We start from the raw sequence: 23,847 nt of genomic DNA on the forward strand, positions 1-23,847 counted from the left end.
CAGGACCTCAGGAGTCCGCCGGCCACGCCATCAAACGGCCCTGCGACCAACAGCGTCCAACGGCCTCGGCGCGCAGACTCGACCCGTCGAACACCGCCAGACCGATGATGCTGTGACCGGAGGCGCGCCGGTCGCCGAGTGTGGGAATCGCCGGCGCGACTCCGACGCCCTCCACCGACACCCAGGCCACCGGCCGCCCGGCCGACGCCTCATCGAGCCGGTGCAGAAAGCGCAGGCGGCTCTCGAGCGAGAAGCGCGACAGCGCCCAGGTGGTCGTGACGACAGGCAAGGCGTCTGCGGGCACACGCGCGAAGGCGTCGGACATCACCTCGACGGCATCACCTCGCAGCAGCAGCGGAGGGACTGCCGCCGCCAACGCCATCTCCGCTTCCAGTCGCGCGGCCTGCTCCGTCTGATCCGGCCAGAGGCAGGCTCGCAACCATCGAGCCTCGTCCGCGTCGGTGACATCGACCGGATCGAGGTCGATGCCGATCCTTGCGACGACCTGGGGCATCGCCCGCGCCGGGATGGGCCCCTCTCCCACGACCGAACACGACATCTGCACGGGCGACGACGGATCGCCCAGCGATTGGCCGTTGCTGTAGCCGATGCCGACGCGATCGACATGGAGATTGAACCCGGCCGAGCAGCCCACGTCGATCAGCCCGACCGTATGCCCGCCCACCCGGCGGGCCGCCTCGGCGATGGCCGGATACAGCACAGCGCATCGTCCGGTCTCATTGACCCGAGTCGGCCGGCGCACGGCGACGGCCACGACCGAGTCGGTCATGCGCAGCAGCGTGTCGATCGCCGCGCCGGCGGCAGCGTCGCCGTCCGCCGCCGCATAGGCCGCGGCAAGCGCCGGGGCGCGTCCGGCGAGGGCGAGGTCGTGCAACGCCGCGAGGATCACCGTGGGGTGCCGCTTGCGCACCGGCGCCGCTTCGATGGCCCGCAGCGCCTCGTCGGACTCGCTGATGGCGACGGCGACCCGCTCGTACAACGGCGACGCTTTGGCGGCGTCGGCCTCCCCGAAGTGCCGGTACACCTGAGCGAGCGTGCGGGCCCTGGTCACGGTTACGGCCTCCCTGCGGTCAGGCTACTGCCGCTGCCACCAGGCTGCGCACCGTTCGAACCGAGTCCGGTTCCGGCCGCGGGACCCGCCAACCGGGCCAGGCTTGGGACCCGGTCCGGCATGGCGGCAGGCCGTCGGTGCGGTGAGCCGAGATGCTGATGGCCGACCCAGGCAGGAGAGACCGTGGACGAACCCAGCCTCCAAGGGGCCCGAAGCGCAGAATCCACCCGCGCGGGCCGTGACATTTCCGCCCAGCCGGGGGTCATCGGTATTGCACTCGGTGCCGTGCTGACGGCAATGCTGGGGCAAGGTTCGTGGCAGTGGTTCGCGGCCTACATCGGGGTGACGCTTCTCGCGGTGCTCTTCTCCCTGTATCGACTGCCGACGCCAACGCCCGGTCTCCGCTTGGCATACGTGGGGAACCTGACGGTGTATTCGCTGGTCGTCGGCCTGTGCGTGGCGATCACACTGGCTCCGATGCTGCAGCGCTGGGCGTGGCTGTTCCCGATGCCTGGCACACGTGCCATGTGCCCCTCGCTGGGGACATACGAGCGCATGCGCGCGAAGGCTACGGTGTCGGACCTGGCCGGCCGGGACAGTGCCGCCTTGTCCCACGCACAGGAAGTACAGAGTCACGTCGCGGTTGCTGACTGCCTGTCCGCCACGACGACGCTGTGGTTGCCGGTCTACGCGATCGGAGTGGCTGTGCTGGTGGGTCTGGGGGCGTGGATCACTGATCGGGTCCGGCGGCGGAACTAGGCAGGGGTCTGTCCTGAGGGCAGGCAGGACGTAATCGGGTGACAGAGCCCTCCGCGCCACCGAGCGGCGGTGCCTGAGACGCCCCCACCGACCGCCCGTCACTCGCACGCACCTTCGGAGTGGCGCCGCCACGCATGCTGCCGCTTCCTGTTTGAAGAGGTCCGTCCCGGTGGCGGGCGATCACGGACGCGGAGAGGGAGCGAGCGCCGCCCATGGAAAAGCGACATCAGGCGCTGCGTACCCCGCGCGCCGCGGGCGTGGTGGGCGTCATCTTCGCTCTGTTGCTCGGCACCGCCATCGTTCTGGTGCGTCTGACGCTGCCCGAGGACCTGGATGACGTGAGCAAGGCCTGGATCTCCGACACCTCGCGGCGGGACGCGGTGCAGACGGCCCTCGGCCTCATCCCCTTCGCGGGCATCTTCTTCCTGTGGTTCATGGGCACCGTCCGGGCACGTATCGGCGACGCCGAGGACAAGTTCGTCTCCACCGTGTTCCTGGGCAGCGGTCTGCTCTTCGTGGCGACACTCTTCGGCGCGGCGGCGGCAGCGGGAGGTCTGCTGGCGGCGGCGGATGCGCCCGGGGCCGCATCCGGCCCGCAACTGCAGTCCTTCGGTCTGGATTTCACCTACGGCCTGCTGACCACCTACTCGATGCGCATGGCGGCGGTGTTCACCCTGGCGACCTCCTCCATCGGGCACCAGCTCGGCGTCCTTCCCCGATGGCTGTCCATCCTGGGTTACCTCGTCGCCCTGACCCTGCTCTTCGTGACGGACAGCATCGCCTGGTCGGAGCTGGTCTTCCCGCTGTGGGCGCTGATCGTCAGCCTGCACATCCTCGTGGCCAGTCTGCGTCGCCGGCCCGCCGCACCGACCCCCTCGCCATGACGCCGATCCCCGCGGTCGGGGACGCATGACGCTTCTGGCCCTCTGTGCTCGCGACAACCGGACAACAGCCGCAAGCTGGGCACGGAACCACGGGAAAGGCACCCTTTGATGAGGCTTGTCGTCGATCTGAACCGCTGCCAGGGGTACGCGCAGTGCGCGTTCCTCGCACCCGACGTCTTCACCATGCATGGCGACGAGGGACTGCTGTACAACCCGCAGGCCGACGCCGCGCAGAAGGAGCACGTCGCGCGTGCCGTAGCCGCGTGTCCCGTCCAGGCCATCCTCGTCGAGGGCCTGGACGAACCGGCTGCCCATGCTCCCCGCGAGGAGGCGTCCCATGGACGGTGAGCACCAGCTGGAATGGTTGAGACGCGAGGGACGGATCGTGATCGTCGGCGCGTCACTGGCCGGTCTGAGGGCCGCGGAGACGCTGCGGGAGGAGGGCTTCGCCGGGTCCCTCACCCTCATCGGCGACGAGCCGTACGAGCCGTACGACCGGCCGCCCCTGTCCAAGCAGGTCCTGCTGGGGAAGGCGACCGCCGACCGCACCGCGCTTCCCCGGCGACGGGATCCGGATGCGCAGTGGCGTCTCGGAGTCGCGGCCACCGGCCTCGACATGGCGGCCAGGCGGGTGCGGCTCGCCGACGGCGACGAGGTGCCGTACGACCGGTTGCTGATCGCGACCGGTGTGCGTGCCCGTCCGTGGCCGATCGAAGGCGAGGCGGAGCTCGACGGGGTCTTCGTCCTGCGCACCTGCGACGACGCCGCCCGGCTGCAGAGCCGGCTCTCACAGGTACCACGCAGAGTGCTCGTGATCGGGGCGGGATTCACCGGCTCGGAAATCGCCTCCGCCTGCCGCGCGCGGGACATCCCGGTCACCGTCGCGGAACGCGCCGCCGCCCCCCTGGTCGGTGCCCTCGGCGGTGTGATCGGCGATGTCGCCGCACAGCTCCAGCGCGAGAACGGCGTGGACCTGCGCACCGGCATCATGGTCACCTCGCTGGAGGGTGACTCCGCGGGACGCGTGCGCGCCGCCCATCTGTCCGACGGCAGCGAGATCGAGGCGGACATCGTCGTCGTCTCGCTCGGTGCCACCCGGAACACCGAATGGCTGGCGGGATCAGGACTGGGCGCGGGCCCCCGTGGCATCGCCTGTGACGCCGGATGCCGGGCCTTCGACATCCGGGGCATCGTGACCGACGACGTCTTCGTCGCCGGCGACGTGGCGAGGTCCCCGCATGCGCTGTTCGGGTACCAGTTCCTGTCCCTGGAGCACTGGGGCAACGCCGTGGCGCAGGCCGACACCGCCGCCCACAACATGATCAGCGCCGCCGCGGACCGCCGCCCGCACATGTGGGTCCCGGCCTTCTGGTCCTCCCAGTTCGGCGTGAACATCAAGTCGGTCGGGGTGCCGTCCATGGGCGAGGAGATCCTCATCAGCCAGGGAGCGCTGGCGGACCGCAAGTTCACGGGCGTGTACGGCTACCAGGGGCGCGTCATTGGCGCCGTCACCTTCGACAACTCGCGATGGCTGCCGTTCTACCAGCGGCTGATCGAGTCGACCGCGCCGTTCCCGCTCCCGTTCACGACCATGGACAGGCGGTCCGACGGGCAGCGCCCGCTCCCGGCCGACTTCCCGGACCCCTCCGTGCCCACCCACACGCCGACCGTCACCCTCAGTGGCTACTCGCCCGACGACCGGCGGATGGTCTTCACCCCCGGCCGATGATGACGACCGCAGCAGCCCGACGACCGCACGCCGTACAACCAGCACCCGCCGTACGACGACTGCCGACCGTGCGGCCCCTGCCGGTCGTCCGACGGCTGCCGTCCCCGCGGCCATGGCCGGCCGAACGACAACTGCCGGCCGCGCGACGACCTCCCGCCGTCCCACGGCAGCCCCGGTACGGGTCCGTCCGGGAGCCGGACCACTCCTCCGCCCGAACCGTCTCCGGCAACGCCTCCCCGGCCGGCGCCCACGCCCACAAGGACCCGCGATGACGTCTCTCCTGCACCAGATCACCGACTACGCCAACCGCGCCAACCCCTACCCCCTCTACGCGGAGCTCCGAAAAACACCGGTGATCCACGACGAGGACGGCCCGTACATCATCAGCACCTACCACGACATCCTGGGCCTGCTGCACGATCCGCGGATCAGCTCCGAGGCCCGTAACCTCTCCGCGCCGGTGGCCGACGACCTTCAGCCGCCCGAGGAGACGAGCCTGCCGCCCAGCTTCCTGCGACTCGACCCGCCGGAGCACGACCGGCTGCGTGGCATGACCAACCGTCCCTTCGGGCCGCCGCACAGCCCGCGGCGCGTCGAGGACATGCGCCCGGAACTCGGTGAGATCGTCTCCGGTCTCATCGACGGTCTCGCGAACGGGGGGCGCGTCGATCTGGTCGAGCAGTTCTCGTACCCCTTCCCCGTCACAGTGATCTGCCGACTGCTCGGCGTGCCGCGCGAGGACGAGTCACGCTTCCACACCTGGGCCGACACGCTCGCCGCCAGTCTGGATCCCGCGCCGAGCGAGGACCGCACCGAGCAAGCCCGTGTCGCGGAGGAGGCCAAGACCCAACTGGGCATGTATCTGGCCGGGTTGATCGAGGAGCGGCGCAAGTCGCCGCGCGACGACATGCTGTCCGCGCTGGTCACCAATGTCGGACCGGGCGGACCCATGTCGACGATGGAGGTGCTCAGCACCGCGGCCCTGCTGCTGATCGCAGGCCATGAGACGACGGTCAACCTGATCACCAACGGGATGCTCACGCTGCTTCGCCACCCCGATGTCCTTCAGCGTCTGCGGGACGAGCCGCGCATGGCCGTGCCGATCGTGGAGGAACTGCTGCGCTACGAACCGCCGGTGCAGTTGCTACCGCAGCGCACACCGATCACCGACATCGAGATCCGCGGTGTCACCATCCCCAAGGGCGCGTCGCTGTGGCTGGTCCTGGCGTCGGGCAACCGTGACCCGCAGCGTTTCGAGAATCCCGACCGCTTCGACCCGGACCGCAAGGACATCGAGCACCTGGGACTCGGCAGCGGTATCCATGGCTGCTTCGGCGCACCGCTGGCCCGCCTCGAGGCCCAGGTCGCCCTGGCCGAGCTCGCCCGCAGACTCGACAACCCCCGCCTGGTGGAAGACCCTCCGCCGTATCGCCGCAACGCCGTCCTGCGGGGGCCACGCCATCTGAACGTCGAGATCGACGGCCTGCGCCCGTAGGAGCCGGCCATGGGGATCGCGGTCCACTGCATGTCGCAACAACGCTGTCGATCCCATTGACTTGCTGAGTCTCGTTACGCAACTATGCCTCCACGTCGCGGACGAGGAGGCTGGACCATCGTGGAATGGACAGGCGCGCGCTACGCCGACAAGCCGACAGTCGAGGTACGGGCCTGGGTCGGCGCTCCACCGGACCGGGTGTGGGAGCTGGTCTCGGATGTGACCCTGATGCCGGCCATGAGCGATGAGCTCCAGTCGGTCGAATGGTTGGACGGAGCCACTCGGCCCGCCCTCGGAGCCAGGTTCGTCGGCCGCAACAAGCACGATTCGTTCGGGGAGTGGGAAACCACCTCGCAGGTGATCGAGCACGACCGAGGACGTGTCTTCGCCTGGGCCGTGGGGGACACGGAGAATCCCAGCGCGGTCTGGCGTTTCCGGCTGGAGCCGAAGGACGGCGGGACCGATCTGTCGCAGTGGATGCAGATGGGCCCCGGCCGCTCCGGGCTGTCCTTCGCCATCGAAGCGATGCCCGACAAGGAGCAGAAGATCGTTTTCGTGCGCCTACGGGAGTTCGAGCGCAACATGGCCGGCGTCCTCGAACACATCAGGAAGCTGGCGGAGGCGTGATGCGGACCGCGACCACGATCGAGGCGGCCGGCGGTGCGGCCTGGTCCGATCAGACGGATTTCGTTGTCGAGGCCGAGAAGCTCGGCCTCGACATCTGCTGGGTGGCCGAGGCCTGGGGCTCCGACGCCCCCTCCGCGCTGGGCTTCTACGCGGCACGCACCGACCGGATGCTGCTCGGCTCCGCCGTGATGCAGGTCGGCACGCGGACCCCGGTCGCCCTCGCGCAGACGGCCATCACCCTGTCCAACCTCTCCGGTGGACGGTTCCTGCTGGGCCTCGGCCCGTCCGGTCCCCAGGTGATGGAAGGCCTGCACGGCGTACCGTTCGCCCGCCCCCTGGCCCGTGTCCGCGAGACCGTGGAGATCGTGCGGCAGGTGATGGACGGCGGCAAGATCTCCTACTCCGGGAGCGAGTTCCAGATCCCGCTGCCGGGCGGAGAGGCCGTGCCCATGCGGATCTCCCAGCGGGCCCAGCACCGGATTCCGATCTACCTGGCCGCCCTGTCACCCGCCATGCTCAAGCTGACCGGGCGAATCGCGGACGGATGGCTCGGCACGAGTTTCGTTCCCGAAGGCGCGGGTGAGGCCTACTTCACCCCGCTGGACGAAGGACTGGCCCGCAGTGGGCGCAGCCGCACGGAGTTCGACGTCTGCCAGGGCGCCGAGGTGGCGTTCGCTCCCGACGAGGAGGCCCTCGGTGCCATGGTCGCCGACCGCAAGAAGGAACTCGCCTTCAGCCTCGGCGGGATGGGCTCGGCGTCGACCAACTTCTACAACCATGCCTACAGCCGCCAGGGCTGGGCGGACGTGGCCGCGGAGGTACGAGAGCGCTGGCAGGCAGGTGATCGCGACGGTGCGGCCGGACTGGTCACCGACGAGATGGTGCTGGCAACCACGCTGATCGGCACGGAGGACATGGTGCGACGACGACTGCGTGTGTGGCGCGACTCGGGTGTGGACACCGTCCGTCTCTACCCGGCCGGCGAGACCCTGGATGCCCGGCTGGCCACACTGGGCAGGGCGATCGAACTGGTTCACGAGGTCGGTGGCGAGTCATGAGCGCGCGCAAGTCCTTCGCGAACTGGCCCTGCTCGATCGCCCGCACGGTGGACCTGCTCGGTGACGCCTGGACGTCCCTGCTGCTGCGGGAGGCGTTCTACGGAAGCCGTCGCTTCGACGAGTTCCAGCAGGAGCTGGGCATCGCCCGCAACACGCTGGCCGACCGGCTGCGCCGGCTGCTGGACGAGGGGCTGATGGAGAGACGGCTCTACGAGAGCGAGCCTCCTCGTCACGAGTACCTGTTGACCGAGAAGGGGCGCGACTTCTTTCCGGTCCTCGCCGCGATGGCGCGGTGGGGCGACCAGTGGCTCGCGGGCGAGGAGGGCGTTCCCGTCACCCTCCACCACGACGCGTGCGGCCACGACGCCCACCCCGAGGTGGTGTGCTCCGCGTGCGGCGACCCGATGCGGTCCGAGAACACGTCGGCGCGGATGGGCCCCGGATACCCGGAGAAGCTCAGGGAACGGCCCGACGTGCGGCGGCGCTTCGCGCGCTCGTAGGTGGGCGCGCGCGGAAGGGAAGGCGACGGCCGACGGCGGCCGGGTCGCGTCGGCACGACCACCAGCTACGACACACGACAAAAGCAACGTGGGGCGCGGCAGTTGGGCGAGGCAGGCCGACGAACTGCTCACGCCACGGAGCAGGGAGACGGGCAAAAGAAGATCTTTGCCGGGAGAGCTGCTGCCGAGGGCGAAGTTTCCTCCGGGCTCGGGTCAGCCCTCATTCCATGCGGTGATCAGCCCGGACAGGGCCTCGGTGGCCTCCTCGGTGTCGCGGCCGTCGTCCGCGCGGGCCTGCCGGGCCAGCTCGACGTGGACGAACCCGGCGTGTTCGCGCTGCGCCGAGCGGCCCTGGACGTTGATCGTGCCCTCGAGCGGGCAGCGCGCCGCCCAGGCCCGGCAGACCCGCAGGCCGTCGTCGTCCATGCGGTCGGCCATGGTGGCCACCTCGGCCGGCGCGGACTCGACGGCGCCGGTGGAGACGACGGCGTCGTAGGGGCGGTCGGAGGAGTCGGCGAAACCGTGCAGCTGGACGCCGGGCACCCCGCGCTTCTGCAGCTCCACGACGACCGTGTGGAAGGCACTGTTCTCGCGGTGGGCGACATCGGCGTCGTCGTCGCGGCCGGCCCGGCGGTGTGTGCCGGCGATGACGAGAGCGCCGCCGGGGTTCTCCTCCAGAAGCCGGATTCCGAGGGCCTCGGTGTCGCGGTCGGAGACGGGGTGTGGGACCTGGGCGTTCCAGCGGACGGTGGCGTCGGCGTTCAGGTACAGGCGGCCCCAGCGGGTGCTCTCACCGGTGCCGGTGGCGGCGATCTCGTCGTAGCGGCGGCCGGAGTCGGTGTCGGTGAGGTGGGTGAGGCCGAGGCCGAGCGGGGCGAGCTGCCGTTCCGCCTGCTGGGTGTCGCCCGACAGTAGACTTCCGACCGCCTTCGCCAGTCGCGCGCGCTGTGCCTTGCCGGGCGGAGTGTAGGGGGAGTCGGCGCGGAACTTCGCCGTGTATCCGAGGATGCGGCTGCGCAGGTCGACCAGTTCCCGGGCGCGCGGAGCGGATTCTTCCGAGTTCGGGGACGTACAAGCCTGGCAAGCGAACAGAGCCAGGAGCAAACCTACTTGAGTCAAAACGCGAAGGAAGTGTGATCTTCTCGTGATGGGAATCCGGCAGTCGCCTGTGCGGATCATGTAAATATGTCTCAGTGACATTCCGTAAGTCTCTCCGTATAGGTCGTTTGCTGGCGGTAGTGGCGATAGCCACCAGTCTGACCGTGTCGTGCGGCTCGCAGGCCGCTCAGCCCCAGGCCAAGGCTGGCGGCCGCAGCTTCACCGTCGCCGCGGCCGGTGATGTTCTCATCCATCCCGAGCTGGTCGAGCAGGCCGCCAAGGATGCCGAAGAGACCGGGGACGGAGAGGCGGGGCTGGACTTCGGCCCGCTGATGGCCGGGGTGAAGCCCGTGATCAGCAAGGCCGACCTGGCGATCTGTCACATGGAGACGCCCGTCGGGAAGCCCGAAGGACCGTTCGAGGGATACCCGGAGTTCCTCGTTCCGCCGCAGATCCTGACCACCTTGAAGGATGTGGGGTACGACACCTGCTCGACGGCCTCCAATCACACCTTCGACCACGGGCTGAAGGCGGTGCGGCGCACCCTGGACACCATGGACAAGGTGGGCCTCGGGCACACCGGGTCGGCGCGGACACCGAAGGAAGCAGAGCAGATCAACATCCGTGACGTCAACGGCGTCAAGGTCGCCCACCTCGCCTACTCCTGGGAGTCCTTCCTCAATCCCACCCCTGCGAAGGAGAGCTGGGCCTTCAACCGATCGAGTACGGACGAGATCAAGAAGGCCGAGAAGCGAGCCCGCGACAAGGGCGCCGAGGTGGTGATCCTCTCCCTGCACTGGGGCCTGGAGCACTACAACGAGCCGAGCGTCCCGCAGCTGGACATGGCCCAGCGGATCACCGAGGAGACCGGGGTCAACCTGGTGATCGGGCACCACTCCCATGTGGTGCAGCCGATCCAGAAAGTCAACGGCACCTGGGCCGCCTACAGCCTCGGCAACCAGGTGGCCCGGCACTCCTCGCCGACCGGCCTCACCGAGGAGGGGGCCATCGGCTGGTTCGAGTTCCATGAGACCGCCGACGGCTGGGACGTCTCCGCCCGCTACCGCACCACACTGGTGGACATCCCGCCCGAGATCGAGGCCGGGAAGAAGGCGCCCGAGGGCGCGGTCGAGGACCTCCGGGTGGTGGACGTCCAGCAGGCGCTGGAGAACCCCGAAGGACTGTCCGACGACCGGATCGCCCGCTACCGGTTGGCCGAGGACCGCACGCGCGGCTTCCTCTACAACCGGGGAGCGCCGGGCGGTGACGGCCTGAAGCGGCTGTCGCTGGAGAAGTGAGCAGGGCCACACCCCCCTGCGTCCCGGCGGACACAACCTTGTCGGCGCTTATCAGTCTTTCCTGTGGCAGTGTCTCGCTGCCGCGCGACAGCGCGGCTTCCTTCGGGCGCTGAGCACCCGCAGCGATCAAGGAAGAAGACCAGTGACATCGACTCCTGCCCCGCCTCTGGTGCCGAAAGGCCGGCGGCGCAGCCGCAGACGCGCGGACATGCCGCTGCTGGGCGGCATCCGGCCGCCCATCGCGCTGCTGTGCGTGCTGGTCCTCGCCCTCGCGGGTCTGACGGCCAAGGTCCTGGGCCCGGACGCGGAACCGGTCGTGCCGAAGGCGGTGCTCTCCTCGCAGCAGCACTTCGCCCAGGACGGCGCCATCGCCCTGCGCGCTTCGATCGACGAGCGCGTCACCGACCTCGAACGCACCGCCACCGCGTTGAACGCGGGCAGTGGGGCGGACCCCGAGCGCGTCCTGTCGGACCTCGGCAAGGCGTACCAGAAGTGGACCGGCACCACGGTGCTGGACCTGGAGAGCGGCGAGGTGCTCGCCGCCCGCGGGGAGCGCATCCCGCTCGCCTGGCTGGACAAGGACGTCCTCACCGGTGACGAGGCCCTCACCCCGCGCATGGTGCGGCTGGAGACCGGCGACGTCCGCCTGATGACGATGGCCGTGCTGGAGGGGAAGGGGGAGACGCAGCAACTGCTGATCGCCTCCAACAGCCTCGCCGTGCCCTCCATCAACCTGGGCCCGTTCCGCAGCATGGCCGTCGTCGCGCGGGGCGGCGAGGTCCTCGCCACAGCCGGCTTCGAGCAGTCCGAGGCACTCAACTCGGACGCGGAGCGTGAAGAACTCACCTTTCTGCAGAAGCAGATGACCCGGTTGTCCGACCGAGCCGCCGAGGAGACCGAACAGAACCCCCTGAGCGTCAGGGAACCCGGTTCCGGCGGCTACCCCGGGGTCAGCGGAACCCTGCTCGGCGGTGGCTACAACGGGCGCGTCGCCACCGCCGGGTACGCCTCCCTCGCTGCCGCCGACCCGGAGGACGGGGAGAGCGTTGCCGCCGGCCTCGGCCTCACGGTCGTCGCCATGCTCCCCGTCGTCCAGCAGCATGCCACCACCGTGGACAGCAGGCAGCTCTACGGTCTGCTCGCGGCGGGCGCCCTGGTCCTGCTCGGACTGCTCGCGGTCGCAGTGCTGTGGGTGACCGTGCAACGTCCGCTGCTCGCCCTGTTCCTGGAATCCCGCCGGCTCGCCCGCGGCGACCTGATCCGCCCCGTCACGGTGCCCCGCTGGGGCGAGGCCGCCCGCATCGGCTCCGCACTGGAGCGCACCCGCGGCCAACTCGGCGGCGTGAGCGCTCCTGACGGTGCCGGCGATGCCCGCCGCAGGAGGTTCCGGGGCGGTGGGCGCGGGCCGCTGGCGCTGACGGCGGTGCTCCTGCTGCTCTGGTGCGTCCCCGTCGGGCTCCTGCTCAACCGCACGGACGGGACCGTCAGCATTCCCGCCGCCATGGTCAACGATCAGCGTGACCGCACCGACCTGGTCGCCGACCGGGTCCGCCGGGCGCTGAACGAGGCCCAGGCCGACGTGCTCTCCATCTCACGCCTGATCGACGTCGACGACCCCGGCGCCACCGAGACCCTGCTGAAGGACGCCCTGCGCGAGCACACCCGCTACCAGGCGCTGTACGTCGTCGGCGAGGACGGCAACGTCGTCGCCCGGGCCGGTGGCGACCCCCACGCGTGGAGCGAGGAGGAGCGGTCACTGGTCCGTGTGTCCGGCAAGGGCGAGAAGAAGCCCGTCGTCCAGACCGGGGCGCCGGTGCCGAAGCACAAGGGCACCACCCTCGTCGGTGAGGTACGGGTGGAGTTCCTCAACTCGCTGCTGAAACGGCCCGGCCTCGGCGAGGTCCGGATCGTGAACGCCGACGCCCGGACCCTCGCCGCCAGCGACGGCTTCCTCGCCTTCGAGGGGCTGCCGAACGACGCGCTGCCCGACCTGGTGCGCGCCGGCAATGTGCAGGTGGGCGCCGGGCCCGTGGAGAATGGCCTGCTCATCCGGGACCGCGGCGCCGTCACCGTGGCCGCCGCAGCGCCGTTCACCGGCGGTGGCATCGCCTCCGACCTCGGCTGGACCGTCGTGAGCTGGCAGAACGCCGACCGCTTCGAGATCACCGCCTACGAGCGCGAGGACCGGGCGGTGCTCGCCGGTCTCCTCGGCCTCGCCTTGATCGTGGTCTGCCTGGGCTGGATCCACCTCGTTGTCGTACGGCCCCTGCGAGCACTCGCGGCCGACGCCGAGAACCTCGCCGACGGCGACCTCAAGACCGTGCACTACCCCCGCTACCAGGACGAGGTCGGCGCCGTCGTCCGGAGCCTCGAACTGATCCGCCAGCAGTTGCAGGCCCGTCGGCAGAACCAGGCGCGCCGGCCCGCCGAGCCCCGGCTCGACGCCGGAGGAAGGTGACCAAGCGTGCTCTACCTCTACTTCGTCCTGTTGATCGGCAGTCTGTCGCTGCTCGTCGCGGGCATCGTGGAGCAGCGGCGGCACTATGCCGCGCTGCACACCATCCCCACGCGAGTCCTCGTCAACGGCATCCGCGGCAAGTCCTCCATCACCCGCCTCTGCGCGGGCGCGCTGCGAGGCGGTGACCTGATCACCGTCGCCAAGACGACCGGGACGGCGGCCCGCTTCATCCATCCCGACGCCACCGAGGAGCCGGTCTATCGCAAGTTCGGCATCGCCAACGTGGTGGAGCAGATCGGCATCGTCCGCCGGGCCGCCACCTACCGGCCCGACGCACTCGTCATCGAGTGCATGGCCGTGATGCCGGCCCTCCAGGAAGTCAACCAGAGCAAGCTGATCCGCTCCACCATCGGCGTGCTGTGCAACGTCCGCGAGGACCACCTCGCCGAGATGGGCCCCACCCTCGACGACGTGGCCCGCTCGCTGTGCCGCTCGATGCCCCAGGACGGCATCTGTGTCACCGCCGAGAAGGAGCGTTTCCACATCCTCCAGGAGGAGGCGGACGCCCGGAACTGCCAGTTGGTCTACGCCGACCCGGAGACCGTCAGCGACGAGGAGTTGCGCGGCTTCAGCTGGTTCACCTTCAAGGAGAACGTGGCGATCGCCCTGGTCGTCGCCGACCTGGTCGGCGTGGAGCGCGACGTCGCCCTCCAGGGCATGTACGACGCCCCACCGGACCCGGGCGTGCTCTCCGTGGAGCGCTATGTGGCCCCCGACGGCAACCGGCTCGCCTTCGCCAACGTCTTCGCGGCCAATGACCCCGAGTCGACGCTGATGAACATCAACCAGCTCCTCGACCTCGGCGCCATCCGCCGCCCCCTGAACGTGGTGATCAACTGCCGCCCCGACCGCGTCGAGCGCAACGGGCAGATGGGCGAGATCATCCCTGACCTCCAGCCGGACCACGTCTTCGTCATCGGGCACCCCGCCAAGAGCGCCATCGACGCCATCCCCGCCGAGTGGCGGGACCGGGCCGTCGACCTGGGCGGCGAGAAGCGGGCCGCCGAGGAATTCATGCCGGCTCTGCTCGGCCGCATGTCCGACGGCTCCTCCCTGGTGGCCATCGGCAACATCCATGGCCAGGGCGAGGAACTGCTGGAGTACCTCGCCGAACTCCCCGCCGACGAGAGCGACACGGACGAGGCGGCGCCGAGTCCTGCCGCCACGGCGGTCCCGGCGCAGGCGTCCCGTCTGGACCCGTTCGCCTCGTACCCCCATGCGTACGAGGAGCGGTACCAGGCTTCGCAGACCCAGGAGATCCCGGTGGTCCGCATCCCGGCCCGGCCGTCCCGGCAGCACGAGCCCCATCAGCACTACGCACAGCAGGAGCGGTACGAGCCCTTCGAGCAGTACGTCGAAGCGCCGCGGCAGCAGCCGTACGAATCCGCCCAACAGACCTGGCCGCCCCACGACCAGCCGCACGATGACGCCCGGAGACCCCGTTGACCACCGCCGCACTGACCCCCGAGATGGCCGCCCTGGGTATCGCCGTAGGGCTGTTCTTCTCGCTGCTGTGCTACCTCACCACCAATCTCTCGCCCGGCGGCATGATCACTCCGGGCTGGCTCGCCCTGACGCTGATCGAGGACGTCCAGCGCGCGGCCATGGTGGTGGGCGTCACCGCCCTCACCTACGGCGGCACCAAGATCATGCAACGGCTGGTGATCCTCTACGGCAAGCGACTGTTCGCCTCGGTGGTGCTCCTCGGCGTGCTGCTCCAGGGCACGGTGATGATCCTGCTCTCGCTGGAGTTCCCGCTGCTCTACGGCAACCAGACCCTCGGCTTCATCGTGCCCGGCCTGATCGCCTACCAGATGGTGCGCCAGCCCAAGGGCCCCACCCTCCTGGCCACCGGCACGGTCTCGCTCATGGCCTACATCGTCGTCGCCGCCGGGCTGCTGCTCGGCATCATGCCGACCGTCTGACAAGCCGCCACAGAACAACCGAGGAGTAACCGATGGCAGGAAAGAAGAAGTCGCGGCCCGTCGTCTCGGGTCTGGCGGTGCTCGGTCTCGTCGCGACCTCCGGGTACCTCACCCTGGAACTGCGCAAGCAGGAGGCGCCCGGGGTGACGGAGGTCCGCAACGTCGGCGTTCTGGAAGGCGGCAAGGGCAAGAGCTCCGCCCCCGACGACAAGGGCGAGGCCCAGTGGTCCCGGCTGGAGAACCCCGCGCGCTCGGTGCTCCGCGGCTCCGACGGCCAGATCCAGGCGGTGTTCACGGACGGGGCGCGTCTGGCCACACTCACCGGCCCGGCCCGTACTTTTGCCGAACCGGCCTCTACCTCCTCCAAGGTCTCCACCACGGACTGGGTGCGGCTGATGCCCGAGTCCTGGAAGAAGGGCGGCGAGAAGGAGAAGTGGTTCACCGACTGGTACACCGAGTACAAGGACAGTAAGGAGGACGACCTCTTTGCCACCGCCTTCCAGTATGTGGCGGGCGCCCCGCAGAAGAAGGACCAGCAGGGCACTGTCTATGCCGGTGACGCCAACTTCGGACCGCTGAACACCGCCGGCGCAGAGGGCGGCGATCTGCGCCTGGAGCAGTCCGACTTCTACGACTATCTCGGCCTGCCCTACCCCTTCCGGGACGGCCAGACCGGCACCCCCGAGACCTTGCGCGCCAAGTCCCTGGACTGCTCGGGCTTCATACGGATGGTGCTCGGCTACCGCACCCGCTACCCGCTGATGTCCTCGGACAAGTCGGGCGACGGACTGCCGCGCACCGCGAACGGTATGGCCCGCTCCGACGAGGGCGTCGACGTGCTGCCGCTGGCCGGAGTGGGGGCCGAAGGCCGACCGTCCTCCATCGACCAGCTCCAGCCCGGCGACCTCGTCTTCTTCAAGCTTGACGCCCGCACCAAGGACCGGCTCGACCACGTCGGCATGGTGCTCGGCTACGACACCGGGGGTCACCTGATCTTTGTCTCCAGCCGCGAGGAGGTCAACGGTCCCACCATCGGCGACGTCGGCGGGGTCTCCCGGCTGGACGGCAACGGCTACTACGCCAAGACGCTGCGCAGCGCCAAGCGGCTGTGACCCGCCCGTACGCCCGCGACGGCAGCCGCGAGGCTTCGTCTCGTCGACTGGATGGACCGTCGGCTCGACCCGGGCCACTGTGAGGGATCGTCGGTTGCGGAGCACGAAGGCCCTGCCCACCTCCTCGGTGGACAGGCATTCGATGTAACCGGATCAGAGGACGACCTGGTCCGTCCCGGCCTCCAAGCGGGCGATGGCCTTGCGAGCGGCACCGACGAAGGCGTCGAAGCGGCCGTTCGTATGGGTGGGTCGCTCGAGTTGGCTGAAGTAGCCGGGGTCGAACATGCTCTGGCGCAGTTCGGTGGTCATCTCCAGCTGTGCGCCCATGCCGAGCAGGGTCTTGTTGCAGATGTTGTTCGGGTCCTCGCCTGCGAGGGCAGGGACGGTTGAGCCGTCGATGGTCTGGAAACCGGCGGCCTGGAACTCCTCACGCAGATACGTCCTGAAGTTGGTATGGAGACCGCCGACAACGACGGCCTCAGGCTGGTCATGGGGAACTCCGGCCTGCGCCCCCGTACATCCGTGCAGGCTCAGGACATTGAGGCTGCCGGCGGCCATGGAAAGCGCGGCCCGGTCGTCATTGTTCGTCGAGGGGACGTGCAGGTCGCTGTTGCCGGACCGGCGCACGCCTTCGAACATCCAGTAGTCGTGGACCGGGCCGCCTGCCGGGCTGACCGCGAGCGTGGCAGGGTGGTAGCCGGCGATCGCCAGGCACAGCTCGGAGGTCCCGCCCTCGACTCCGCCGCCGTGGAGGGCCATGATCGTGGTCCGATTGACGGGGCCTCTCTGGTCGTTGCTGTTGTCGAACGGCTCATGACGCTTGTAGCGGCGGGTGAAGTCCGTCCCCTCCTTCCCCGCGAGCTTGATGTACAGATCGGTGTTCGATGCGTAAAGGTCGGCCGCGTAGGCGGGTGCGACGGTAAAGGCGTTGAGTACGGAGGCGCTGAGGGCGGCGCCGGCGAGGCCGGTCAGTACGGTGCGGCGGTTGGCGTATGTCACACGTGTCATGATCGCGGCGGTTGGTGTCGCTTCCTCCCGTGCCGGAGGTGAACAACGTCACGCCGTAGGTTCCCGAACAACTCCAGCAAGCCCGGGGCCGCGCGTGGACGTCAGGACTCGACAGTCGACCCCGGATTGTGGCGAATTGGTGCCAGCCTCGCCAGGTGGTCAGCGGCTCGACCGGGTCGGCGCCACCTGCTCCGGTGACCGCGTCGCGGGCCTGCGGGCGTGGTCTCGATGCGGGTGCGGTGCGGGCGTCGTTGCCATGGGTCTCCCGATTGTGCGCTCCGACGTCCCCGTGCCCGGAAGGCGGGATGGGAGTGGGAGATGTCGGAAGTTGCTTCGTCATTCGCACCACGGCCTGGATGCACGCCACGAAGGGCGCCTGACAGGTGAAATACCTGCTCAGGCGCCCTATGTCTGTGACTAGAAGAAGCCCAGCTTCTTCGGCGAGTACGACACCAGCAGGTTCTTCGTCTGCTGGTAGTGCTCCAGCATCATCCGGTGGTTCTCCCGCCCGATCCCCGACTGCTTGTAGCCGCCGAACGCCGCGTGTGCCGGATACGCGTGGTAGCAGTTCGTCCACACCCGGCCCGCCTGGATGGCGCGGCCGGCCCGGTACGCCGTGTTGATGTCGCGGGTCCAGACGCCCGCGCCCAGGCCGTACAGCGTGTCGTTCGCGGTCTTTATCGCGTCGTCGAAGTCCGAGAAGGAGGTGACCGCGACGACCGGGCCGAAGATCTCCTCCTGGAAGACGCGCATACGGTTGTCGCCCTCGAAGATCGTGGGCTGGACGTAGTACCCGCCGGCCAGTTCCCCCTCGTGCTCGATGCGCTGACCGCCCGTCAGGATCTTGGCGCCCTCCTGCTGCCCGATGTCGAGGTACGAAAGGATCTTCTGGAGCTGGTCGTTGGAGGCCTGGGCGCCGATCATGGTGTCGGTGTCCAGGGGGTGGCCGGACACGATCTTCTCGGTGCGGGCGATGGCCGCCTCGAGGAACTCGCTGTAGTGGCCGCGCTGGATGAGTGCCCGCGAGGGGCAGGTGCAGACCTCGCCCTGGTTGAGGGCGAACATGGTGAAGCCTTCGAGCGCCTTGTCCCGCAGATCGTCGTCGGCCGCCCAGACGTCGTCGAAGAAGATGTTGGGCGACTTGCCACCGAGTTCCAGGGTGACCGGTTTGATGTTCTCGGAGGCGTACTGCATGATCAGCCGCCCCGTCGTGGTCTCGCCGGTGAACGCGATCTTCGCGACGCGCGGACTGGACGCGAGCGGCTTGCCCGCCTCCACGCCGAAGCCGTTGACGATGTTGACGACACCGTCCGGCAGCAGGTCGGCGACCAGGCTCAGCCAGAAGTGGATGGAGGCCGGGGTCTGTTCGGCGGGCTTGAGGACCACCGCGTTTCCGGCGGCCAGGGCGGGGGCGAGCTTCCATGTCGCCATCAGGATCGGGAAGTTCCAGGGGATGATCTGGCCGACGACGCCCAGCGGCTCGTGGAAGTGATACGCGATGGTGTCGTCGTCGAGCTCGCTCAGCGACCCCTCCTGGGCGCGCAGCGCTCCGGCGAAGTAGCGGAAGTGGTCGATGGCCAGAGGGATGTCGGCGGCCAGCGTCTCGCGGACCGGCTTGCCGTTCTCCCAGCTCTCGGCGACCGCCAGCTCCTCCAGATGCGCTTCCATCCGGTCGGCGATCTTCAGCAGGATGCCCGCACGGTCGCCCGCCGAGGTGCGGCCCCACGCGGGCGCCGCGGCATGCGCCGCGTCCAGTGCGGCTTCGACGTCGTCGGCGGTGCCGCGGGCGATCTCGGTGAACGGGCGGCCGTCGACGGGGCTCGGGTTCTCGAAGTACTCGCCGCGGGCCGGCGGTACGTACCGGCCGCCGATCCAGTGGTCGTAGCGAGGGCGGTACGAGACGATCGCGCCGTCACTGCCCGGGCTTGCGTATCGGGTCATCTCCAGGGCCTCCCGGTGAGGGTGCCGCCCGCCTTTGGGCGGCGCCTGACGGGAGGCTAGGGACCGGGAGGTTGCGAGGACGTTGCACGGGCCCGTCGGCGGAACCTCAGCCCGACTTGATCATGTCGGCGCACTTCTCGCCGATCATCATGGTCGTGATGCACGGGTTGACCGCCGGCAGGAACGGCATGATCGAGGCGTCCGCCACCCGCAGCCCCGGCACGCCCTTGACCCGCAGCTGCGGGTCCAGCGGGGAGTCGGCGTCGTCGACCGGGCCCATCCGCACCGTCCCGGCGGGGTGGTAGACGGTGTTGTGCGTCTCGCGGATGTAGGAGAACAGCTCGTCGTCGCTCTGCAGCGCCGGTCCGGGCGCCAGTTCCGCGCCCGCCCAGTCGGCCATGGGCGACTGGGAGACGATCTCGCGGGCGAGACGCAGGCCGTGGGTCATCACCCGGATGTCGTGCTCGTCGGTGAAGTAGCGGGGGTCGACCTTCGGCTTGTCACGGAAGTCGCGCGTGCGCAGCCTGACCGTGCCCATCGACCGGGCGCGGGTCACGTTCGGTGTCAGACAGAACGCGTTGTCGGTGGTGGGGTAGCCGCGTCGGTAGGTGTTCATGTCGAACGGCACCGAGCCGTAGTGGAACATCAGGTCCGGCCGGTCGAGACCGGGCCGGGTGTTGGTGAAGATCCCGATCTCCCACCACTGCGTGGACCGGTCGACCATGGGCTGCTTGGCCTCCCACATGATCACGCCCTCCGGGTGGTCCTGGAGGTGGGAGCCGACACCGGGGGAGTCGACGCGGACGTCGATCCCCACGTCCCGCAGATGACCGGCGGGGCCGATGCCGGACAGCATCAGCAGTTTGGGCGAGTCGATGGCGCCGCAGGAGAGGACGACCTCACGCCGGGCGGTGACCGATCCGGTGTGGATGGTGTCGGGCTCCAGGTACTCCACCCCGGTGCACCGGCCGTCGTCACCGAACAGCAGCCGCCGGGCCTGGAGTCCCGTGCGTACGTCGAGGTTCGGCCGCTTGCCGAGGATCGGGTGCAGATACGACACCGACGCGGACGAACGGACGCCGTCCTCACGGCGGTTGATCTGGAACCAGTGGGCGCCTCGCACCACGGTGCTGCCGGTGTTGAACGGCGTCGTCGGGATGTCGGCGGCGGCGCATGCCTCCAGCAGCGCCGCCCCGCAGGGGTCCATCGGCGGGACGGTGCGGATGACGACCGGGCCTGTGCGCCCGTGGTGGTCGCCGGGCGCGTCGTTGTTCTCCAGACGCTGGTAGAGCGGGAAGCAGTCCTTCGCGCTCCAGCCCGCGCAGCCCATCGCGCCCCACTCGTCGAGGTCCTCGGCGGGGGCCCAGAACGCGATGCAGGAGTTGTGCGACGAGCAGCCGCCGAGCACCTTCGCCCGGGCGTGCCGCATGAAGCTGTTGCCGTTCTCCTGCGGCTCGATCGGATAGTCCCAGTCGTAACCGGACTCGAGCAGTGCCATCCACTTGTCGAGCCGCAGGATGTTGTCGTCTCCGACGTCGGAGGGGCCCGCCTCCAGCACACAGACGCTCACGTCCGGATCCTCGGACAGGCGCGCGGCGATGACGGCGCCGGCGGTGCCGCCGCCGACCACCACGTAGTCGAACTCCTGGACGGGGCTCTGTGTGGACATGGCGTCTCCAGAACTGGTTCGTGGGGAGAGTCAGGCGGAGGGTGCCGGCGGCTCACCGGTGCCGGTCGATGCGACGTAGCGGTGCGATTCGAGGACACCGGTCCGGTGCCGCTGCACGAACCAGTAGTAGGCGAAGCCGCCGAGCCCGACGATGCCGACGAATACGAACGCGCCCCAGCGCAGATACCAGTGCTGCGGCCCGGTGGCGTTGTAGACCTCGGCGCGCGGCCAGGCGAGGTTGATGGACATGGCCAGGCCCCACAGCACCGCGAGGAGGTTGATGGGGAGACCGAACTTGCCGAGCGAGAACTTGCCCTCGGCAGGCGTCCACTTGCCACGCAGTCGCTTGATCAGCATGGGCGTGGTGACCAGAAGATAGGCCACGTAGATCATGATGATCGCGATGCTGGTGATCACCGAGAAGATCTGCGGCTGGTTGACGTTGATCACCAGGATCAGCACGCCCACCACACCGATGACGACGGCAGGCACGACAGGCGTCTTGAAGCGGGGGCTGACCTTGGCGAGATGAGTGCCGGCGGGGAGGTTGTTGTCGCGTGCCATGGCGAACATCAGCCGGATACCGGCGGCCTGGACCGCCAGCACACAGACCGTGATGGCGATGACCACACACCACAGGACGATCTCGCCGATGGTCGAACCGAGAGTCGCCAGCACCACGTACTGCAGGCCGACCGTGGACAGTTCCTCGGCGTTGATGTTGGGGACAGCCATCAGGGCGAACAGCAGGATCAGGCCGCCGATGAGGAACGAGGCGACCAGCGCGCGCAGGATGGCCCGGGGCGCGTTGCGGCTCGGGTCGTGCGATTCCTCACCCAGCGACGAGGCGGTGTCGAAGCCGTACATCACGTAGGCCGAGGCCAGCGAGGCCGTCAGGAAGGCGCCGAAGTAGCCCAGCGTCTGGCCCTCACCGAGTCCGTAGGTGTCCGTCAGCACGCTGCTCGGACCGCGCGTGATGTGGGCCGCCAGGAGGATGATCAGAGCCACGGCCGCGACCAGCTCGATGAAGACGCCGGCCGAGTTGATCCGCGCCATCAGCTTCACGCCGAAGGCGTTGACCAGGGTCGAGAACAGAATGAGCACGGTGCCGAGGAGGACGGCGTTGGCAGCCGCGTCGTTCTTGCCGCTGCCGTCGCCCACGAACTGGAACCAGCTGTCGATCTGCGGCAGCGTGATCTGGTAGGCCAGGGCCACGGCGGAGAGCGTCACCATGGTGGCCGTCATCATCATCCAGCCGCCGAGCCAGCCGACGTGCGGGCCGCCCATGGTCTTGGCCCAGTTGTAGATGGACCCCGCCACCGGATAGCGGGCGGCCAGCTCGCAGAAGCACAGGGCCACCATCAGCTGTCCGACGAACACCATCGGCCACGACCACCAGTAGGCGGGCCCGCCGAAGGAGACACCGAAGTAGAAGAGCTGGAAGGTGCCGGTGAGGATCGAGATGTAGCTGATGCCGGCCGCGAAGGTGTGGAAGTTGCCGAGGGTGCGCTTCAGTTCGGGCTTGTAGCCGAGTGCGCCGAGCGCGTCGTCGTCTTCCTGCCCTTGGGCACTGGCCCTGCTGCTTTTGCTGTCGTCATGAACACTCATGAGAACCACCGCTGGGGACGTGGGCTGAGGTTGCGCCAGATGTGCTTGGCCTCCTGGTACTCCGCGAGACCCGCGGGGCCCAGTTCGCGGCCGAAGCCGGACTGCTTCATCCCGCCCCATTCCGCCTGGGGGACGTACGGATGGAAGTCATTGATCCATACGGTTCCGGCGCGCACCCGGGAAGCCACCCGGTGGGCGCGGCCGACATCCTGCGACCAGACCGCGCCGGTCAGGCCGTAGACGGTGTCGTTGGCAAGGGCGACCGCCTCCTCCTCGTCGTGGAACCGTTCGACGGTCAGCACCGGACCGAACGATTCGTCACGGACGACGGACATGCCCGGAGCGCACTCGTCCAGCACGGTCGGCAGATAGTAGAACCCGTCCTGCAGCGCCGGGTCGTCGGGACGCTTGCCACCACAGCGCAGCACAGCGCCCTCGGCGAGACCTGCCGCCACATAAGCCTCGACCTTGTCACGGTGCTGGGCGGAGATCAACGGTCCGGTACGGGCGTTCTGATCGAACGGGCCACCGAGCCTGATCTCCTTGGCCTGGGCCACCACCGCGTCCACGAACCGGTCGTGCAGATCGTCCTGGACCAGCAGCCGGGCCCCGGCCGAGCAGACCTGGCCGGAGTGCAGGAAGATCGCCATCACGGCGTAGTCGACGGCAGCGTCGAAGTCGGCGTCCTCGAAGACGATGTTGGGGTTCTTGCCGCCCAGCTCGAGCGCGACCTTCTTCACCGTGGGCGCGGCGGCCGCCATGATGCGCCGTCCGGTGACCAGACCGCCCGTGAACGAGACCATGTCGACCCGCGGGTCCTCGCTCAGCGGGGCACCTGCCGTGGGACCGGCGCCCAGGATCAGGTTCGCCGCGCCGGCGGGGACTCCCGCCTCGGTCAGCAGCCGCATCAGCATGATGCAGGTGTGCGGAGTGAGCTCGCTGGGCTTGAGGACGAACGTGTTGCCGGCGCCGAGCGCGGGAGCGACCTTCCAGGCGGTCTGCAGCAGCGGATAGTTCCACGGCGTGATCAGCGTGCACACCCCGACGGGTTCGTGCACGACCCGGCTGTCCACCTCCGGATTGCCCGTGTCGACGATCCGGTCCTCGCCGCCGGCGGCCGTCAGGTTGCCGAAGTACCGGAAGCAGTTCGCGATGTCGTCCATGTCGTACTCGCTCTCCACGAGCCGCTTCCCGGTGTCCAGGGACTCGGCTCGGGCGAACGCGTCCTTGTCGCGTTCCAGCAGGCCGGCGACGCGCAGCAGCACCCTGCCGCGGTCGGCGGCCGCCGTGTGGGGCCACGGGCCCCGGTCGAAGGCGTCGCGGGCGGCGGCGATCGCGGCCGCCGCGTCCTTCGGGCCGGCCTCGTCGACGGTGGCGACGAGGGTGCCGTCCGCGGGGCAGCGGATCTCACGCACCTGCCCGTCGAGGGCGGCAGTCCACTTGCCGCCGATGAACAGCTCCGGCATGGCGTGCTCCTCCGGGTCGGACGGTCGGGCGACCCCGCCGCGGCGGGGTCGGACCTTGGTGCTCCATCAACTGACAGTAA

The 23,847-nt window shown here is 69.2% G+C and carries 20 protein-coding genes; 13 read left to right on the plus strand and 7 right to left on the minus strand.

The window, feature by feature from the left end; all coding sequences use genetic code 11:
- Nucleotides 1-7: 7 nt before the first annotated feature.
- On the minus strand, nt 8-1,072 hold the full coding sequence (locus tag ACQPWZ_RS32300) for a DUF2332 domain-containing protein (RefSeq protein WP_433573147.1): 1,065 nt from the start codon (nt 1,070-1,072) through the stop codon (nt 8-10).
- A gap of 183 nt (nt 1,073-1,255) precedes the next feature.
- Between ACQPWZ_RS32300 and ACQPWZ_RS32305 the strand changes: the two genes are divergently transcribed.
- The 8 genes from ACQPWZ_RS32305 (at nt 1,256) to ACQPWZ_RS32340 (ending at nt 8,124) form a co-directional block, all read left to right on the plus strand.
- Nucleotides 1,256-1,831 carry a hypothetical protein gene (locus ACQPWZ_RS32305; protein ID WP_356700542.1) on the plus strand — a complete coding sequence of 192 codons (576 nt, stop codon included), beginning with the start codon at nt 1,256-1,258 and terminating at the stop codon, nt 1,829-1,831.
- Nucleotides 1,832-2,043: 212 nt separating this feature from the next.
- Nucleotides 2,044-2,715: a hypothetical protein gene (locus ACQPWZ_RS32310; RefSeq protein WP_433573148.1), complete on the plus strand. Its 672-nt coding sequence runs from the start codon at nt 2,044-2,046 to the stop codon at nt 2,713-2,715.
- Nucleotides 2,716-2,823: 108 nt separating this feature from the next.
- The gene (locus ACQPWZ_RS32315; protein ID WP_340476801.1) at nt 2,824-3,063 is read left to right on the plus strand and encodes a ferredoxin; all 240 of its coding nucleotides are present in this window, start codon (nt 2,824-2,826) and stop codon (nt 3,061-3,063) included.
- Complete coding sequence (locus ACQPWZ_RS32320; RefSeq protein WP_433573149.1) at nt 3,053-4,444, plus strand: NAD(P)/FAD-dependent oxidoreductase; 1,392 nt, start codon at nt 3,053-3,055, stop codon at nt 4,442-4,444. Before ACQPWZ_RS32315 ends, ACQPWZ_RS32320 begins: the two co-directional genes overlap by 11 nt.
- Nucleotides 4,445-4,712: 268 nt before the next feature.
- Nucleotides 4,713-5,939 (plus strand): cytochrome P450, encoded by a 1,227-nt coding sequence (locus ACQPWZ_RS32325; protein ID WP_433573150.1) that lies wholly within the window; start codon nt 4,713-4,715, stop codon nt 5,937-5,939.
- A gap of 120 nt (nt 5,940-6,059) precedes the next feature.
- Nucleotides 6,060-6,566, plus strand: coding sequence for an SRPBCC family protein (locus tag ACQPWZ_RS32330; RefSeq protein WP_433573151.1), 507 nt, complete (start codon nt 6,060-6,062; stop codon nt 6,564-6,566).
- Nucleotides 6,566-7,624 carry an LLM class flavin-dependent oxidoreductase gene (locus ACQPWZ_RS32335; RefSeq protein WP_433573152.1) on the plus strand — a complete coding sequence of 353 codons (1,059 nt, stop codon included), beginning with the start codon at nt 6,566-6,568 and terminating at the stop codon, nt 7,622-7,624. The genes ACQPWZ_RS32330 and ACQPWZ_RS32335 overlap by 1 nt, the downstream gene beginning before the upstream one ends.
- The gene (locus ACQPWZ_RS32340) at nt 7,621-8,124 is read left to right on the plus strand and encodes a winged helix-turn-helix transcriptional regulator (RefSeq protein ID WP_433573153.1); all 504 of its coding nucleotides are present in this window, start codon (nt 7,621-7,623) and stop codon (nt 8,122-8,124) included. The genes ACQPWZ_RS32335 and ACQPWZ_RS32340 overlap by 4 nt, the downstream gene beginning before the upstream one ends.
- Nucleotides 8,125-8,337: 213 nt before the next feature.
- On the opposite strand, the gene ACQPWZ_RS32345 is transcribed toward ACQPWZ_RS32340, so the two are convergent.
- Nucleotides 8,338-9,324 carry a hypothetical protein gene (locus tag ACQPWZ_RS32345; RefSeq protein ID WP_433573154.1) on the minus strand — a complete coding sequence of 329 codons (987 nt, stop codon included), beginning with the start codon at nt 9,322-9,324 and terminating at the stop codon, nt 8,338-8,340.
- Nucleotides 9,325-9,362: 38 nt separating this feature from the next.
- Between ACQPWZ_RS32345 and ACQPWZ_RS32350 the strand changes: the two genes are divergently transcribed.
- From ACQPWZ_RS32350 to ACQPWZ_RS32370, 5 genes are all read left to right on the plus strand, one after another.
- The gene (locus ACQPWZ_RS32350; protein ID WP_433573155.1) at nt 9,363-10,520 is read left to right on the plus strand and encodes a CapA family protein; all 1,158 of its coding nucleotides are present in this window, start codon (nt 9,363-9,365) and stop codon (nt 10,518-10,520) included.
- A gap of 208 nt (nt 10,521-10,728) precedes the next feature.
- A complete protein-coding gene (locus tag ACQPWZ_RS32355; RefSeq protein ID WP_433573900.1) occupies nt 10,729-12,978 on the plus strand; it encodes a HAMP domain-containing protein in 2,250 nt (749 codons plus the stop codon).
- A gap of 6 nt (nt 12,979-12,984) precedes the next feature.
- On the plus strand, nt 12,985-14,484 hold the full coding sequence (gene pgsB / locus ACQPWZ_RS32360) for a poly-gamma-glutamate synthase PgsB (protein WP_433573156.1): 1,500 nt from the start codon (nt 12,985-12,987) through the stop codon (nt 14,482-14,484).
- Entirely contained in the window at nt 14,481-14,963 is a 483-nt protein-coding gene (locus tag ACQPWZ_RS32365) for a poly-gamma-glutamate biosynthesis protein PgsC/CapC (protein ID WP_340476810.1), read from the plus strand. Before pgsB ends, ACQPWZ_RS32365 begins: the two co-directional genes overlap by 4 nt.
- A 32-nt stretch (nt 14,964-14,995) precedes the next feature.
- Entirely contained in the window at nt 14,996-16,075 is a 1,080-nt protein-coding gene (locus tag ACQPWZ_RS32370; RefSeq protein WP_356700523.1) for a C40 family peptidase, read from the plus strand.
- Between the two features lie 153 nt (nt 16,076-16,228).
- On the opposite strand, the gene ACQPWZ_RS32375 is transcribed toward ACQPWZ_RS32370, so the two are convergent.
- From ACQPWZ_RS32375 to ACQPWZ_RS32395, 5 genes are all read right to left on the minus strand, one after another.
- A complete protein-coding gene (locus ACQPWZ_RS32375) occupies nt 16,229-17,083 on the minus strand; it encodes a poly-gamma-glutamate hydrolase family protein (protein WP_433573157.1) in 855 nt (284 codons plus the stop codon).
- Nucleotides 17,084-17,500: 417 nt separating this feature from the next.
- Nucleotides 17,501-19,024 (minus strand): acetaldehyde dehydrogenase ExaC, encoded by a 1,524-nt coding sequence (gene exaC, locus ACQPWZ_RS32380; protein WP_433573158.1) that lies wholly within the window; start codon nt 19,022-19,024, stop codon nt 17,501-17,503.
- A gap of 106 nt (nt 19,025-19,130) precedes the next feature.
- Nucleotides 19,131-20,693: a GMC family oxidoreductase gene (locus ACQPWZ_RS32385; protein ID WP_356700258.1), complete on the minus strand. Its 1,563-nt coding sequence runs from the start codon at nt 20,691-20,693 to the stop codon at nt 19,131-19,133.
- 30 nt (nt 20,694-20,723) lie between these two features.
- The gene (locus ACQPWZ_RS32390; RefSeq protein WP_433573159.1) at nt 20,724-22,301 is read right to left on the minus strand and encodes an APC family permease; all 1,578 of its coding nucleotides are present in this window, start codon (nt 22,299-22,301) and stop codon (nt 20,724-20,726) included.
- Nucleotides 22,298-23,767 carry an aldehyde dehydrogenase family protein gene (locus ACQPWZ_RS32395; RefSeq protein ID WP_340476968.1) on the minus strand — a complete coding sequence of 490 codons (1,470 nt, stop codon included), beginning with the start codon at nt 23,765-23,767 and terminating at the stop codon, nt 22,298-22,300. The genes ACQPWZ_RS32390 and ACQPWZ_RS32395 overlap by 4 nt, the downstream gene beginning before the upstream one ends.
- Nucleotides 23,768-23,847: the final 80 nt, after the last annotated feature.

It is taken from the genome of Streptomyces sp. CA-251247 (assembly GCF_050952975.1).
GTDB classification, from domain to species: domain Bacteria; phylum Actinomycetota; class Actinomycetes; order Streptomycetales; family Streptomycetaceae; genus Streptomyces; species Streptomyces achmelvichensis.